Annotated in this window: 10 protein-coding genes; 3 read left to right on the top strand and 7 right to left on the bottom strand. The window is 52.1% G+C overall.

The features are described from left to right. Positions 1-355 precede the first annotated feature (355 nt). On the bottom strand, positions 356-2,242 hold the full coding sequence (locus G604_RS0101650; protein ID WP_028909019.1) for a DNA-methyltransferase: 1,887 nt from the start codon (positions 2,240-2,242) through the stop codon (positions 356-358). A 9-nt stretch (positions 2,243-2,251) separates the two neighbouring features. Continuing rightward, entirely contained in the window at positions 2,252-5,179 is a 2,928-nt protein-coding gene (locus G604_RS0101655) for a DEAD/DEAH box helicase family protein (RefSeq protein ID WP_028909020.1), read from the bottom strand. 151 nt (positions 5,180-5,330) lie between these two features. On the opposite strand from G604_RS0101655, the gene G604_RS0101660 reads away from it, so the two are divergent. Further along, a complete protein-coding gene (locus G604_RS0101660) occupies positions 5,331-6,206 on the top strand; it encodes a hypothetical protein (RefSeq protein ID WP_155941828.1) in 876 nt (291 codons plus the stop codon). 31 nt (positions 6,207-6,237) lie between these two features. Here G604_RS0101660 and G604_RS0101665 read toward each other — a convergent pair whose 3' ends face one another. The 5 genes from G604_RS0101665 to lon form a co-directional block, all read right to left on the bottom strand. Then, complete coding sequence (locus G604_RS0101665) at positions 6,238-7,113, bottom strand: DMT family transporter (RefSeq protein WP_028909022.1); 876 nt, start codon at positions 7,111-7,113, stop codon at positions 6,238-6,240. A 172-nt stretch (positions 7,114-7,285) separates the two neighbouring features. Beyond that, positions 7,286-8,995 carry a DEAD/DEAH box helicase gene (locus tag G604_RS0101670; protein WP_028909023.1) on the bottom strand — a complete coding sequence of 570 codons (1,710 nt, stop codon included), beginning with the start codon at positions 8,993-8,995 and terminating at the stop codon, positions 7,286-7,288. Positions 8,996-9,096: 101 nt separating this feature from the next. After that, positions 9,097-10,260: an LptF/LptG family permease gene (locus G604_RS0101675; RefSeq protein ID WP_036904443.1), complete on the bottom strand. Its 1,164-nt coding sequence runs from the start codon at positions 10,258-10,260 to the stop codon at positions 9,097-9,099. A gap of 59 nt (positions 10,261-10,319) precedes the next feature. After that, positions 10,320-11,447, bottom strand: a complete 1,128-nt coding sequence (gene tgt / locus G604_RS0101680; RefSeq protein WP_028909025.1) for a tRNA guanosine(34) transglycosylase Tgt — start codon at positions 11,445-11,447, stop codon at positions 10,320-10,322. After that, positions 11,444-13,918: an endopeptidase La gene (gene lon / locus G604_RS0101685; RefSeq protein WP_028909026.1), complete on the bottom strand. Its 2,475-nt coding sequence runs from the start codon at positions 13,916-13,918 to the stop codon at positions 11,444-11,446. The genes tgt and lon overlap by 4 nt, the downstream gene beginning before the upstream one ends. Positions 13,919-14,026: 108 nt before the next feature. Here lon and G604_RS0101690 point away from each other — a divergent pair, with 108 nt between their 5' ends. Beyond that, positions 14,027-14,794, top strand: coding sequence for a tRNA1(Val) (adenine(37)-N6)-methyltransferase (locus G604_RS0101690; RefSeq protein WP_036904363.1), 768 nt, complete (start codon positions 14,027-14,029; stop codon positions 14,792-14,794). Positions 14,795-14,882: 88 nt separating this feature from the next. Then, positions 14,883-15,998 carry a phosphatidylinositol-4-phosphate 5-kinase gene (locus tag G604_RS0101695; protein WP_028909028.1) on the top strand — a complete coding sequence of 372 codons (1,116 nt, stop codon included), beginning with the start codon at positions 14,883-14,885 and terminating at the stop codon, positions 15,996-15,998. Positions 15,999-16,016 lie beyond the last annotated feature (18 nt).

Below are 16,016 nucleotides of genomic sequence, written 5' to 3' on the forward strand. Positions count from 1 at the left end.
TCCGTTTGCAAATATAAGAAATTCTGATATGTCGTGCAACTTATCTGATCATTATTTTCTTGCCGTCGCGGACATAGATGCCACTCGTCAGGGAGAAGAAGTTACGGGAATAGCCATCCACATTACCATGGATATGCGACTATTTCTTATGAATATGCATAAAATGGCTGATGTTTTTCATCAGAAAGCAGTCATTTACGAGGCGTAAACACCGTAGATAATTTTCTAAACACGATGTTTACAAAATTATCTACGATGTTTAGCCGTCGAAAGATCAAAAATTTCTACATATCGAGGCTAGAACTGACTTTCCACCCGATCATTTTTGACGGGAAAATCGGGCAAGAATTAGAAACTATTGCGTGATAGGTCCAAGTGAGAATACGCTCTCGTCGCCACAGATATTGCGGATTTTCATGCGCAGCGGTCTCTCGTCACAACAGATCGTCCCGTCCCAGAGTTTGCCGGTATCGATGCAGTCCTGGCGTACAAAGCCCTTTGCATCGATGAAGATCTCCGTCGTACTGTGCCAGGGGGCTTTGACATCGTCCGTCGTCGTGTCGAGGCTGATCCACTCGATCGTCTCCAGACCCTCGTCGCTGACAGTGACGGGGTGATACGTAACGCCTTTGTTTTCAGCTTGTGCTTGTCCCTTGGCATTATAGTCGCGGATGCAAGAGAGTACACGGTCACTGAGGAAAGAGTCGATGGTCACCTGCCACATCTTTAAGAGATCTTTCTGAACTTCCTCGAGATGCCAGGTGGCTTCATCATTGATGACCACCTCGTCGAGGACACGTTTGAGGTCACGCAGTTCCACACGGATCAGTGTGGCATTCTGTTCATGGATGAACGTCTCCAACTCTTTGAGATCTATACTGTCGATATAATAGATGATGACCCGCTTTGTATTGTCGGGCAGATCGGGGAGCTTCTCCCGAACGATCTCGTTCATCATCGGACGGTCGAGGAGGCGGCAGGCCGGATCAAGAAGGTTGGGCAGATAGACGGGGACCATACCATCGTGCGGATCCATCACCGTACCGGCCCAGAAAGCGTCCAGACCGGGCTCTTGGCGGAGGCCGGGGATGAGACTCTTCAGTTTGTCCATCGTCTGCACGGGGTTGCGGAAGAGGCGTACGCCATCCTCAATGTCAAGGATACGGAATGAGGCCTTGGCCTTGATGAGACGGTCACGGACGATCTGCGTGCTGTTGACGCCGACATCGCCATGGATAAACTTCCGTCCTAACCGGTTGGCCACGACGGCCGTGACACCACTGCCTCCGAAGAAGTCTGCCACCGTCATCCCCTCATTGCTGCTGGCCTTGATGATTCGCTCTAACAAGGCTTCGGGCTTCTGAGTGGGGTAACCGACCGGTTCTTCCTTGTCGGCTGGTTGCAGCATAGAAAGTCTCCAAACATCATCCACAGTTTTTTCATTACTTTCTATATATACTACTTTGCCTCTTTCGTCTTTGGCATTTACTAATTTCTGTGAATTCTTATCCCAAACTCTTTTAATTTGTTTTGTTTTACTTTCACGTTCCTCTTTTATTGGCTGAAAGAAATAATCAGGAGATTTATGATATACAAAGATATTATCATGGTTTGAGGCAAAACGATTTATATTACCTTGCATCTTATTGTAATAATGCCATATAATCTCATTTTGGAAGTTTTGTTCTCCGAAAATTTCATCCATAAGGATTTTGACATAGTGTCCGATATGGTAGTCGAGGTGTACATATATCGACGCGTTATCGCTCATGACACTCTTGATGGCCATGAGGTTCTCATACATCCAGTTGAGGTAGCGTTCCTTATCCCAGATATCGCCGTACATCTTCTCCTCGAAGCCCCGCAGTTCCTCGCTGTCGAGTTCCTGTTCCGCCTCTTTCACGGCCTGCGCCACTTTCGGGTTACGGCGGAGATAAATTTTCTTAGCATAGTCGGCACCACTGGCAAAGGGCGGGTCGATATAGACGAGGTCGACGGTCCGTCCCTGATCACGGAGCCAGGCACAGGAGGAGATGCAGTCGCCACGAAGCACGACATTGTCACTGTCATTACCCACTCGCTCTCGTTCGGTAGCCTCATAGAGGGGCATGCCACGCTGGATCTGCGTCACAACCTGGTCATTGTCACGATAGGCGAGGAAGCGGCGTGTACGTACGAAGTTGTTGAGGATTGCCTGACCCTCAAGGGTATTCGGGAAGAAAGGAATATATTTTACTGCCATAATAATCTGTTAGAGTTGAAAGAAATCTTTGATTTTCTGTAGGGTAACCGTCGATTGTTCATTTACTGTCATCGTGTCCTCAATATAGAGGAAATCGAAACGGCGATAGCCGAATTTATCATTATTCAGTCTCACGAATTCCTGCGACATGAAGTCCCGGCGTTCACGGAACAGGGGCGCGAAACCCTCACCCTTGGTCTCTATGATAAGCACGCGGTCGATGGTTCCGTCCTCCTTACGGCTGAGCATGAGGAAGTCGGGCACGTAACACCCGATATACCGCCAGTCATCGCCCCGCATGCTATAGCAGGCGATACGGAAGTCTGTCAGGGTGTCATCACCATTGAAATAGACCTCCAAGGGCTTGTTGCCGACGATGCTCAGCAGTTGATCGGAGAAATAGCTGATCTCGAAATTGCTGTCAAAGTGGTAGGGGATATAATGATAGGTCTTGTCAAAAACGGAGTCATTCTTGCCCCGTCTTTCCACCAGTTCCTCCAGTTTCTTGATGCTTTCCTCCATCCCGGGGAGATTCATCTTCCGAAGAGTCTCGAGCGTTTCCCGTGCCTCTTTCATCTTCTCATTTTCAGTAGGCTTACTTTGATCATCGAGGATAATTTTGTGAACCGTGGGCTGATCGGGGTAGAAGTTACGCTCAGAGTCTACGATGAGCGGAGAGGTCAAGTTCTCAACCTTTAGGATGCTGGCCTCACGGCGCAGCGTGTCTTTCCGTGTCTCTATCGTCCGTTCGGGCGCGAAGCAGCGTCGGATGAGGGCCCGCAGACGTTGTTGGTCAATGTCGGTACGGAGATAGCGCAGTCCGTCTTCCGGGTTCTGCTCACTGGCTTGTTCGAAGAGCTGTCTCAGCCGTTCGTCACACGCCCGCAGATCAGCCATCCTCAGCATACCCATGCTCTCTTTGCTGATGCGCAGGAGCCACTGATGGTAACTCACGGGTGCAGCCTCACCCTCCTGACGGACATGGGCAAGTGTTTCATTCACCATGTGTCCGGAGAGATCATGGGCTTCTCTGATCACCGTTTGCGCCATCGCTGCCTGCGTCTCCATATCCAGTGCGGCGAGACGGCGTGCGGCATCATTTTCCTCGGCGATGATGAGCGTGTTATAATGTATCTGTAATTGATAGAAATCGATAGGCGGAACATCGCGGCGCACATAGCGGTCGATATGAGGCCTCTTGTTATCTGCGGCCCGGTTGAGGGTATCGATATCGGTATCTTGCTGGCGCTGCAGTTCCTTATTGAGGACTTTCGCATTGTCATCATTCAACCAGATCAGGGCCCGCTCCTCCGTATCTCCCTTGATGACCTGACGCAGACAGCGGCAGGAAGTCTGCAAAACCATGTTTTGCGGACAGGCCCCTTTCTGAGGGAGAATGACGGATGTCAGGCTCTTACAGTCCCAGCCCTCCTTGCCGATCTGTGCGAGAAGGACAATACGGTAGGGAGAGAAGTCGGTATCCAGGGCCGCAAAGGCAGCCGCTGCTCCGGCAGGAACAGCATACTGTTTATTGCCACCATGATATTTAAGGATGGTATCCTGTGGGTTCATGCCGCGCTTGCTGACGAGGGCGGCAACGAGGGGATAGACGGTCTCTTCCAGATTCTCGATACGGGAACAGTAGATGGCGAGTTTCGCCTTTGTGCCGTTGGCATAGACCAGAGATCCGAAGTTGTCAAGAAATTCCTCCACACCCTTGGTGACGATAGCCTCCTGACTGTTGGCAGTCGTCTTGATCGTTGGCCGTTTGAGGAAATTACCCACGCCACTGACGAGCGGGTAGTGGTAAACGACATTAGAGAGACTCGTGTCTTTGATGTCGAAAGTATCGCCAAGCGTTATCTTCTCCGCACTCTTCAGATAAGGTGTGCCGGAGAAACCAAGGACACCGTTGAAGCCATCATCATCATCCTTTGTGCTCTCCATCCAGTGGTTGACCACCTGACGGAGTTTGATATCGCCGTCACTGGCATGGTGTACCTCATCGATATAGACAGCGAGATGGGGGATACGTCCGATGATATCGCGCAACTCATTACTGCAACGGATATGATTCCATTCCGTAGGATTTTCATGGAAAAGGTTGTTGTCGGCATCCTTGTCCAGGCGGTCGAGGATCACCTTCTCGGCATTTGTCACGGCCACGAGGCCCCAGCAGTCATGGAGAGGCTGGTGGTTGTTGATCTTCTGCGCATTGGGATTCTTGACGAGGTTACTTTTATTGGAAGTTTTTTGTTCGTCCAGGACCTCAAAGGAGATCATCCTCCGCAGTTTCGAGGCCGTAGGATCGGGCATCACCCACGTAGGGTCGAAGTCCTGAATATGCTTGATACTAGGAATGATGCTCGTCTTCAAGCCCGACGGGGCCATAATCATGAAGTTATGCGCGAAAGCAGGATTCTCGGGATCCTGCAAGGCGAGATAGAGATCCAGGTAGATAAATGCCGCCATGAGGAAGGTCTTGCCGGCGCCCATCGGGAGGGAGAAAACATAATCGGGATAGGAAATGCCATAGAAGATGTCACGGAAGGACTGGTCGTAGTCTATCTCGTCGGAATGAACGGTGATAAACTCCTCCAATTCTTTCGATAACGGCTTGCCTTTCCGGTCTTTCGTCTGGGCATACTGGAACAGTGCCTCTGCGGCACCATGTTTCTTGAGGGCCTTACGAGCAGCGGTGCTCAGGGGCATGTCATCGTAATCAGGAGCCGGACCATTGAAACGACCTTCACAGAATAGACTTGCTAATGGCTGATTACCGCAAGCGATCTTCAGATATAGAAAGGTTCGGATGGCTGCAATCTGAGCGTCACGCATCATGCCGCGTTGCGTAATATAACCTACGAGTTGTCGTGCGGGACAGTCGTCCTGTCGGAACCATTCTTCTACTTTCTGTTGGATGAGCTGGTAAAACATTTCTTCTTTCGTTCTTTCCGTGCAAAGGTACAAATAAATTCTGAAAATTTTGTTTGATTCAAAATAAAAAGATTATCTTTGCAGACAAATGCGATATCACTCCTTTTATAATGATCTGCTTGCCCTATTGGCAGTAGCTTTGATGGCGGCAATGGCCGAATTGTCCGGACAGCGGGCGATGATTTATCCGCCGATCGCGGCGCTGGCTACGGGACTTCTCGTGGCTGACCATCGACCGTGGCAGGTCCGTCTGTGGCAGATCCCCGTGTTGCTGACATTGGGGGCGCTCATCGGGACAATGCTGGAGCAGTGGCTGCCAGAAGTGCCGGTGGTGGCCTTGCTCATGGCCTTTCTGTTGACGGGCATGGTACTCATGACGTTCCGGTCCACACTGTTCCCTACGGTAGCCACGGCGATGCTGCCGATCATTCTCCACCTCACAACACCACTCTATCCGTTGACCGTGGCCCTGATCGCTATGATGATGGTATCTCTCAATCGGATAGCGGTCAGTAGGGGATGGAAGGACGTAGATCCTGTGAACGGAACGAAGCGGAGGAGTCCGTTGGACCGTCGCCGGCAATGGTTGTTGATGGCCGCCGGCATTCTCCCGTTATTGCTCATGGCGGAGTACGGCGGTCATGCCGCCCTCGTGGCACCGCCGCTGATGGTCGTCTTTGCCACACTTTGTCAACCGGGTAACGCGCTGCGCCATCATCCCCACAGACTGGTGCGGGCACTGATCCTGACGACTTGTTGCGGGGTGATCGGGAAAGAAATTCTGTTGGAGTTTTGCGGAATGCCCCTTTTCATCGTCATGCCCTTGGTCCTTCTCACGGCCTTCACCGTCCTGCGACAATGCCGTCTCCTCATGCCGCCGTTGGCTGCTTTGAGCCTTCTTCCGTTTGTCATGAACGGTCCCGTGTGGAATTATCCTTTCTTTGCGTTAGTCGGTGCCGGGTATCTGTTCGTATGTTCCCGTACAGACTGGCGCGTCCTCCGGGCGGTTGGCGTAATCAGATCTTGAGCGATGGAAGAGGAAGTGGATGAATATGGAGTTAGTGTCTGTTGGCGAAGAAGACGCCGATGAGGATCATGGCGGAGCCTACGAAGGCGAGGGTTGTCATAGGCTCGCTGAGGACGAGGGCACTGACGACGACCGTAGTGATTGGGTTCAGATAAATATAATTGGAAGCTTTCAGGGCGCCGATCTTCTTGTTCACCCAACTCCAGAGGAAGAAACATAGGAAGGAAGCGATGAAACCGAGGAAGATGAGGTTTCCTGCAATCACGGGATGGAGGAAGCCGCTCAACGGGAACTGCCAAGGATGGACGGCGAAGAAGGGGATCATCGTCACGAGACCATAGAAGAATACTTTCCGTGTGATGAACACGGCCCCGTAACGTCCCGTGACATTCTTCATCAGCAGACTGTATATGGCCCAGCAGAAGGCGGCGTTGAGGGCCAGCAGGTCACCGACGGGATTCAGTTTCAACACGAAATGCCCGTTGAAGATGACGATAGCCACACCTGCCAGCGCCAGTAGGGAACCGAGGATAAGCGATGGTGTCGCCTTCACATCCTTCAGAAAGGCAATGGCCAGTAAGGTGGTGATGAGTGGTGCCGTACAGACGATGAACGACACGTTGTTGACATAGCTGATGCTTACGGCCCAGTTCTCCGATACGAAATATAAGGATCCACCGGTGATGCCGAGCAACAGCATCAAACCCTCGTCGCGCCAGTTATCCGCCCACAGCCGGTGTGGAGAGACGGTCCAGATGGCGATATAGGCGATGAGGAATCTCACCATGAAGATCTCCTCGGGCGTCATGCCATGGAGGATGAGAACCTTACTGTTGACGAAAGTACCACCCCATACGAAAACGGTGAGACAGGCAATGAGGTGATAAAGAAAATTCTTGTGTTTCATATTTTATGTTTGTGTATTAGAAAAAGCGGCTATTCTCCCGAATAGCCGTTTTTCAAAAAAAGATTACATAAACTATTGCAATTTAAAGAAGTAGTACAAGTCCTTTTTACACTTGCAAAGATACTTTCTTCTTGTTGCAATTTTATGTATAAGGAATGACGAAACGGCGACATTATTTCTTGCCGAAGCCGAAGACCTTACGGAAGAACTTCTTGATGCCGCTCTCCTGACGCTTGGGCTCGGGGATATTATATTTTGTCGTCTTCGTTGAACTCTGCTGTTCTTTCTGCCGCTTGTGGTAGTTACCCTCCACATTACCGCGACGGCGCTTATGGCGCTGCTGACCGTTAGCGGCCGCATTCTTCGTGGCATTGTTCTTCGGCGTACGCTCCTGTGCAGCGGTACCGTCCTGCTTCTGACCATTGTTGGCCGGGCGCTGCTTACGGCGACGGCTCTGCTGTTCCTGCTCGCCATTCTGTCCATTGGACGGGTCATTTCTACGTTTCCGGTTGTTTTTCGGCTGACCCTGCTCCTGACCCTTCGGCGTAGCAGACTGCTGAGACTGTCCCTCACCGTTCTTCTGAGCCGGACGCTGCTGACGGGACTGGCGCTGACCGCCCTGCTGGCTGTTCTTCGTACGCTGTTTCTTGTCCTTATGACTGTTCTGGTCACGGTCCTTACGGCGACGGCTCTTGGCACTCGTCTTCTGACCCTTGGCAGGGCGCTTCAGAGGCTTGTATTCCGGACCCTCCATACCATCGGGCAGCGGATTCTTCTCTACTTCTTTCTCCAGGAACTTCTCGATCTGCTGGAAATAGAACATATCCTCCTCACTGACGAAGGTGATGGCCTTTCCGTCACGCTGCGCACGGGCCGTACGACCGATACGATGGACATAATCCTCGGCATCATGGGGCACGTCATAGTTGATGACCATCTCGATATCGTCAATATCAATACCACGAGCAACGATATCCGTAGCCACAAGAACATCATACTGTCCGCTCTTGAACTTGAACATCATGTCGTCGCGCTCTGCCTGGTCGAGGTCGGAGTGCATCTCACCGCAGTTGATATGCTGGCGCTGCAGACTGCCGGCCACCTGCTTGACCTTCATCTTACTGCCACAGAAGATGATGACGCGCTTGAGGTCCCCGGCCTTGAAGATATCCTTGATGATCGCCATTTTCTGCGTCTCATAACAGACATAGGCACTCTGCTTGATCTTCTCTGCCGGCTTGCTCACGGCGAGCTTCACCTCTACGGGGTTCTTCAGCAATGTCTTGGCGAGATCCTCGATCTTCTTCGGCATGGTAGCGGAGAACATGATCGTCTGACAGGTTGCAGGGAGTTTCGACGCGATCTTCATGATATCATCGGAGAAGCCCATGTCGAGCATACGGTCAGCCTCATCGAGCACGAAGAAGCTCACCTTACTCATATCGACATTTCCCATGGAGATATGACTGATGAAACGGCCCGGCGTGGCGATGACGACATCAGCGCCGAGGGAGAGGCTTTTCACCTCCTGATCATAACGGTTACCGTCGTTGCCGCCATAGACAGCGACGGAGCTGACACCGTCTAGATAGTAGGCAAAGCCCTGCATGGCCTGGTCGATCTGCTGGGCCAGCTCACGGGTAGGACTCATGATGACACAGTTGATGGCTTTGTCGGGATAGTCGCCTTCATCGAGACGGCTGAGGATAGGCAACAGATAGGCGGCCGTCTTGCCGGTACCGGTCTGTGCGACACCGAGAACGTCATGACCTTCGAGGATAGGAGGAATACATTTCTCCTGAACGGGCGTACACTCATCGAAATGCATGTCATAGAGTGCATCGAGAACGTTATCGGATAAATCTAATTCTTCAAATTTCATTATTACAATTTTTTTAATGGGTGGTTCATTGCCTGATCAGCGAAGTTGCAGGGGCCGTCCCTTGTGGCGGCCCGCCGACCGTCAGGTCGGATGGCTGCGTTTTATCTCGGCGCTTTCCGGTAACATCCCCAGGCAATGAAAGCATAAAGGATGTTCGGAGCCCAGGCGGCGAGGATCGGCGGCGCGCCGGCATTGATGGCGAAGGTCGCCGAGATGGTCTGCAGGAGGATGTAGATAAAGCTCAGGGCCAGTCCGATACCGAGGTACATGCCCATGCCGCCCTTGCGCTTGCGGGATGACAGGGAGGCGCCGATGATGGTGAGGATGAAGGAGGCGAAGGAGGAAGCGATACGCTTGTGATACTCCACCTGATACTGCACCACATTCTGTGACCCTCGGTGCTGCTGCTTCGCGATATAGTCGCTGAGCTGTGGCAACGTAAAGGTCTCCTGCTGACCTTTACTGTAGACGAGGTCCGTAGGCTCCATCATCACCGTGGTGTCCTTCTCCGCACCCGTGGTGATCGTCTCCCGGAGGCCACGGAGACTGCGGATCTTCCAGTTGGAGGCTTTCCAATGGAATTTCGAGTCGGAGATGGTGTCATACTGGATCTCCATGGCTGTCATGTGACTCACGAGTTTCTTATCCTCGAATTTGTCCAAACAGAAGCCATAGCCTTTCTTCTGCGTGTCATCGTAATGCTGGATATAGGCGATGACACCGGGAGCCACCTGCAACTGCACATTCTCTGCCGCCGTGTTCTTCTTACTGTTCTTATACAGCGATTCGAAATTCTGACGGATGACGGTGCCATGGGGAATGACGAAGGCCGAGAGATAAAAGGAGAGGAGGGCGATGAAGGTACAGGAGATCATATACGGCCGGAGGAGCCGCTTGAAGGATATTCCCGTAGCGAGCATGGCGATGATCTCCGAGTTGCCGGCTAACTTCGAGGTGAAGAAGATGACGGCGATAAAGACGAAGAGGGCACTGAAGAGGTTGGCAAAATAAGGTACGAAGTTCGCATAGTAGTCGAAGACGATCGCACGCAGCGGAGCATGATACTGCGTGAATTTTGCCAGGTTCTCATTGACATCGAAGACGATGGCGATGGAGATGATCAGGGCGATGGAGAAGAAGTAGGTGCCAATGAACTTCTTGATGATATACCAGTCGATCCGCTTGATGTAATGAAACGGATTGAGGACCCTGAGGAATCCAAGAAAAGCAAGATGCGTTTTCAGCCACCGCCACATCCGGATCATCCGGATGGCGGCGCGTCGGAAGAACAGCTTGATATTCCTTTTCTGCATGATGAATGATGTTAAATTCTCCGGCCCAGTTGGTCGATGATCCCTGCTTTCCACTTGACGAAGTCACCTTTTATAATATGCTGTCTTGCATCGGTGACGAGGCGGAGATAGAAAGCCAGGTTATGGATGCTGGCGATCTGCATGGCCAGGAGCTCGCCGGCTTTAAAGAGATGGTGTACATAGGCCTTCGTATACACCCTGTCGGTCTCGCAGCCATCGGGATCGAGAGGGGTGAAGTCGGCCTCCCATTTCTTGTTGCGCATGTTCATCGTCCCCTGGTAGGTGAAGAGCATGGCGTTGCGCCCATTGCGTGTGGGCATAACACAATCGAACATATCCACGCCGCGCTCGATGGCCTCGAGGATGTTCTGCGGCGTGCCGACGCCCATGAGATAGCGCGGACGGTCCTTGGGGAGGATGTCGTTGACGACCTCGATCATCTCGTACATCACCGCCGTGGGCTCTCCTACGGCGAGGCCGCCGATGGCATTACCGTCAGCGCCCTTGTCGGCCACGAATTTCGCCGCCTCTCTCCGCAGGTCCTTATACGTACAACCCTGGACGATGGGGAAGAGACTCTGGTGATAGCCGTAGAGGGGCTCCGTCTCGTGGAAGCGCTTGATGCAGCGGTCCAGCCACCGCTGCGTCATCCCGAGACTTTTCTTCGCGTAGGCATAGTCGCTCTGTCCCGGCGGACACTCGTCGAGGGCCATCATGATGTCGGCACCGATGATACGTTCGGTGTCCATCACATTCTCCGGCGTGAAGAAATGCTTGCTGCCATCGATATGACTGCGGAACTCGCAGCCTTCCTCGGAGAGTTTGCGGATGCCCGTGAGGGAGAACACCTGGAAGCCACCGGAATCGGTGAGGATAGGGCGCTCCCAGCCGTTGAAGCCATGGAGACCACCGGCGGCACGCAGGATCTCCAGTCCCGGACGGAGATAGAGATGATAGGTGTTACCGAGGATGATCTGTGCTTTCACCTGCTCCCGTAACTCACTGAAATGGACCGCTTTGACGCTGCCGCAGGTACCTACCGGCATGAAGATCGGCGTCTCGATGACGCCGTGGTCTGTCGTGATACGTCCGGCGCGGGCGTCGGAACAGGGATCGGTATGTTGTAGTTCGAATGTCATTCTTTCTTCTTCGTTTCTTCAGGGATGGAGAGATCGACAGGATTCTTGACGACCTCATCGGTGAGGGCGAAATCCCATACATCCTGAACATTCTCCACATAATGGAAGGTGACACCTTTACGGTACTGTTCAGGAATCTCTTCGATATCTTTTTGATTGTCCTGGCACATCACGATATCCGTGATGCCGGCACGCTTGGCGGCGAGGATCTTCTCCTTGATACCACCGACGGGGAGCACTTTGCCACGGAGGGTGATCTCACCCGTCATGGCCGTGTTCTTACGCACCTTACGCTGCGTGAGGGCGGAGGCGATACTCGTAGCGATAGTGATACCGGCTGACGGACCGTCCTTCGGCACGGCACCCTCCGGGACATGGATATGGATGTTCCAGTTGTCGAAGATGCGGTAGTCGATACCGAGGTCATCGACATGTGCCTTGACATATTGCAGGGCGATCATCGCACTCTCCTTCATCACGTCACCGAGATTTCCCGTCAGCGTGAGCTTGCCACCATGGCCTTTGCTCAGTGACGTCTCGATGAAGAGGATCTCACCACCGACGCTCGTCCAGGCCAGTCCCGTGACGACACCGGCGTATTCGTTACCTTGATAGATATCGCGGTAGTACGGCGGCTTGCCGAGGAGATCTTCAAGATGGGCCGGCGTGACCGTTGTCGTCTCCAGCTCTCCGTTGAGGGCCTGCTGATAGGCAAGTTTGCGGAGCGCTTTGTTGATCTGTTTCTCCAACTCTCTGACGCCGCTCTCACGGGTATACGACTCAATGATCTTCTCCAGGGCGGCCTTGGTAAACTTGATCTTCGGCTCATGGTCCTTAAGTCCCGTATTCTCCAACTCCCGCGGCACGAGGTGACGTTTGGCAATCTCGATCTTCTCCTCCGTGATATACCCACTGACCTCGATGATCTCCATACGGTCGATGAGCGGCCGCGGAATGGTGTTCAGATCGTTGGCCGTAGCGACGAAGAGGACCTTCGAGAGGTCGAAATCCATGTCGAGATAGTTGTCATGGAAGGAACTGTTCTGTTCCGGGTCGAGGACCTCCAGGAGAGCAGACGCGGGGTCACCATTATATTGGTTCCGGGTTACCTTATCGATCTCATCAAGGATGAAGACGGGATTGACGGAACCGGCTTTCTGAATATTCTTGATAATCTGTCCGGGCATGGCACCAACATACGTACGGCGGTGGCCGCGGATCTCAGCCTCATCATGGAGACCGCCAAGACTCATCCGCACATATTTGCGACCGAGGGCTTTGGCGATACTCTTGCCCAGCGAGGTCTTACCGACGCCGGGAGGACCATAGAGACAGAGGATCGGACTCTTCAGGTCATGACGCAGGGACAGCACGGCGATATATTCGAGGATACGCTCCTTCACCTTCTCCATACCATAGTGGTCACGGTCTAGGATACGGCGGGCACGCTTCAGGTCGAGATCATCCTTCGTCTCTTTTCCCCAGGGGAGGGCCACAAGGGTCTGCAGATAGGTGATCTGAACATTATAGTCAGGAGACTGCGGGTTGAGGTTGTCAAGTTTCTTGATCTCTTTCTGGAAAAACTTACGCTGTTCCTCCGTCCACCGGATATTCTTGGCCTTCCGGAGGAGCTCGGCCCTGTCGCTGCTGTCATCTTTCGATCCGAGCTCATCTCTGATATTCTTCATCTGCTGCCGCAGGAAATATTCCTTCTGCTGCTCGTCAAGATCCTGCTGCGTCTTGCGGTTGATCCGTTGGCGGATGCCGAAGAGCTGGAGATCACGGTTCTCGGCCTTCAGGGTTTCCATGATACGATCCTCAATGGTGTCAGCTTCCAACATCTTGATCTTATCCTCTACCGCAAAGGGGAGGTTGTAACTGACGAAGTTGGCGAACATCGTATCATTATTGATATTACTGAAGGCCGATTTCAGCTCGTCGGGCATCTCGTCGTTGTCCTCGACGTAACGAAGGGTCGTGTCCTTGAGGGTATCCACGAGCATGGCGAAATGGCCTTTCGTGGCATGATTCTCTTTCGGCATGACCTCCGGGGCATTGACCACAGAACCGGTATAATAGGGTTTCGGTCCCTTGACGGTTGTCAGACGGCATCGGCCCATGGCCTGCACAAGGAGCGTGATATTGCCATCTCCGCCCGGAAGTTCCATCGAACGGATTGCCTTCGCAAAGACGCCAACCGGATAGACGTCATCGAAGGTGGGGTCTTCGGTCCTCTGATCTTTCTGACAAAAGATGCAGAACACCATATCGTTGTCCTTCTCGAGTCTATGGGCCAGTTCGATACTGGCTTTACGGCCTAAGAGAATAGGGGAGACCACTGTGGGGAACACCACGAGGTCACGGGTGAAAAGGATCGGATAGTCACCGTCGGGGACAGACTTGAACAGCTGACTGACATCCCCGTCGAAATCGGCGATCATCTGAATGGTTGTATTTGATTTTCTACTCATGAGTTTGATTATCCTTTTTGGGCTGCAAAGATACAAAAATACTTTCATATAAGAGAAAGTTTGTTCGAAAATAGGTAATAAAAAATCAAAAAAGCCGTTAGAAGAGGTATGGATACATTCACTTTTCAACATTTTACCATTGCTCAGGACCGTTGTGCGATGAAGGTAGGCACTGACGGTGTCCTCCTCGGCGCTTGGGCTCCAGTGCCCCCTCATGGCCGTCGTATTCTCGATGTGGGGACGGGGACGGGAGTGATCGCCTTGATGATGGCGCAGCGTTTCCCCGAGGCTGTCGTTGAGGCTCTCGATATGGATGCGGAGGCGTGCCGGCAGGCCAGCGAGAATGTGGAGCGCAATGGCTATAACGGACGCGTGATCGTCCATCAACCATGTATGTTTCAAAACTTTAATGCTGATAACATATCTTCCGAAGATACAGATTCTTATACATATTCGCCAAACAACACGTATCAACCTTCGCTGTACGATGCCATCGTCAGTAATCCCCCTTTCTTCCAGGACAGTCTTCGTAACCCCGATGAGCGCCGCTCACTGGCCCGGCATAATGACAGTCTCTCTTTCCGGGATCTTGCCCGACACAGTGCGCGCCTACTCCGTAAGGACGGTCTCTTCTCCGTCATCATCCCCACGGAGGTACGGGAGCGGGTAGAGGAAGAGTGTGTCTTCGCCGGTCTTTCTCTCTGTCGTCGTGTTGGTATTCGCACCACCCCCTGCAAGCCCGTCAGACGCTGGCTGCTGACCTTTTCAAAGGCGATTCCCACGGTGACAGAGGAAAAAGAAGCATGTCTTATGAATCCCGACGGTTCCCGGTCATCATGGTATGCTGACCTTACAAAGGATTTTTATATCCGGTAAATTCATTAATTTTCCTAAACAATTTTGGAAAAATCAATAATTCTTCATAACTTTGCCGTAAGAACGAATAAATTGATAATTAGACCAGATGAATAATAAGATCATTACCTGTATAATCCTCCTTGCGACGACCCTTCCGTTGTCGGCACAGAAAATTACGTTGGGGTCATGTATGACTCATGACGGTGGACAATATAAGGGCGAGATGTCGGGCGGTAAGCCCTACGGCAAAGGGAACACCCTGTTTAAGAACGGGGACACCTATGAGGGACAGTATATAAAAGGTAAACGTCAGGGATATGGAATCTATACTTTTTCTGACGGAGAGAAATATGAAGGCCAATGGTTTCAGGACCAACAGCATGGCAAGGGCACATACTATTTCTCGAATAATAACAAGTATGTTGGTCTTTGGTTCCGTGACTATCAACAGGGCCATGGCATCATGTATTATTATAATGGTGACAAGTATGATGGTGACTGGTATAAGGACAAACGTCAGGGGATGGGTACCTATACCTATGCCAATGGTGCCAGTTATAAAGGACAGTGGGCCAACGACATGAAAAATGGCCGCGGCCGCTTTGACTGGGGAGACGGCACTGTTTACGATGGGAACTGGCTCAACAACCAGCGTTCCGGCCGTGGCACGAATCATTATTCCGACGGTGATGTCTATACCGGCGACTGGCTCAACGACATCCAGGATGGTAAGGGTATCTACCGTTATCAGAACGGAGATAAGTATGAAGGCGACTATCACCAGGGAGAACGAACGGGAGAAGGCATCTTCTCTTATGTCAATGGTGACAAATATACCGGTCATTTCCTTGAGGGAGCAAAGGACGGAAACGGAACTTTTGCCTGGAAGAATGGCGATGTCTATACGGGCTCGTGGCAGAACGACCTGCAGAATGGGCATGGAAAGTTGACCAAGAAAAACGGCGATGTCTATGAGGGAGAATTCAAGGACGGTCAGGTGAATGGTGAGGTCATCATCCATTTCGCCAATGGCAATAAGTTCAAGGGAAACTTCAAGAATGGCAAGCGCAATGGTCCTGCCATTGAGGAGACAAAAGACGGCAAGCGTTTCGAAGGCTCCTATGTCGATGACGAGCGAGAGGGTAAGTTCGTGGAGAAGGACCGTGACGGGAATGTCACTGCGCACGGCACTTATCGCCACGGCCGCCGTTACCAGGAATGACCCTAAAGGCCTAACGGA

Origin of the sequence: Prevotella sp. AGR2160 (genome assembly GCF_000424185.1) — a bacterium.
In the GTDB taxonomy this organism is placed as follows: Bacteria; Bacteroidota; Bacteroidia; order Bacteroidales; family Bacteroidaceae; genus Prevotella.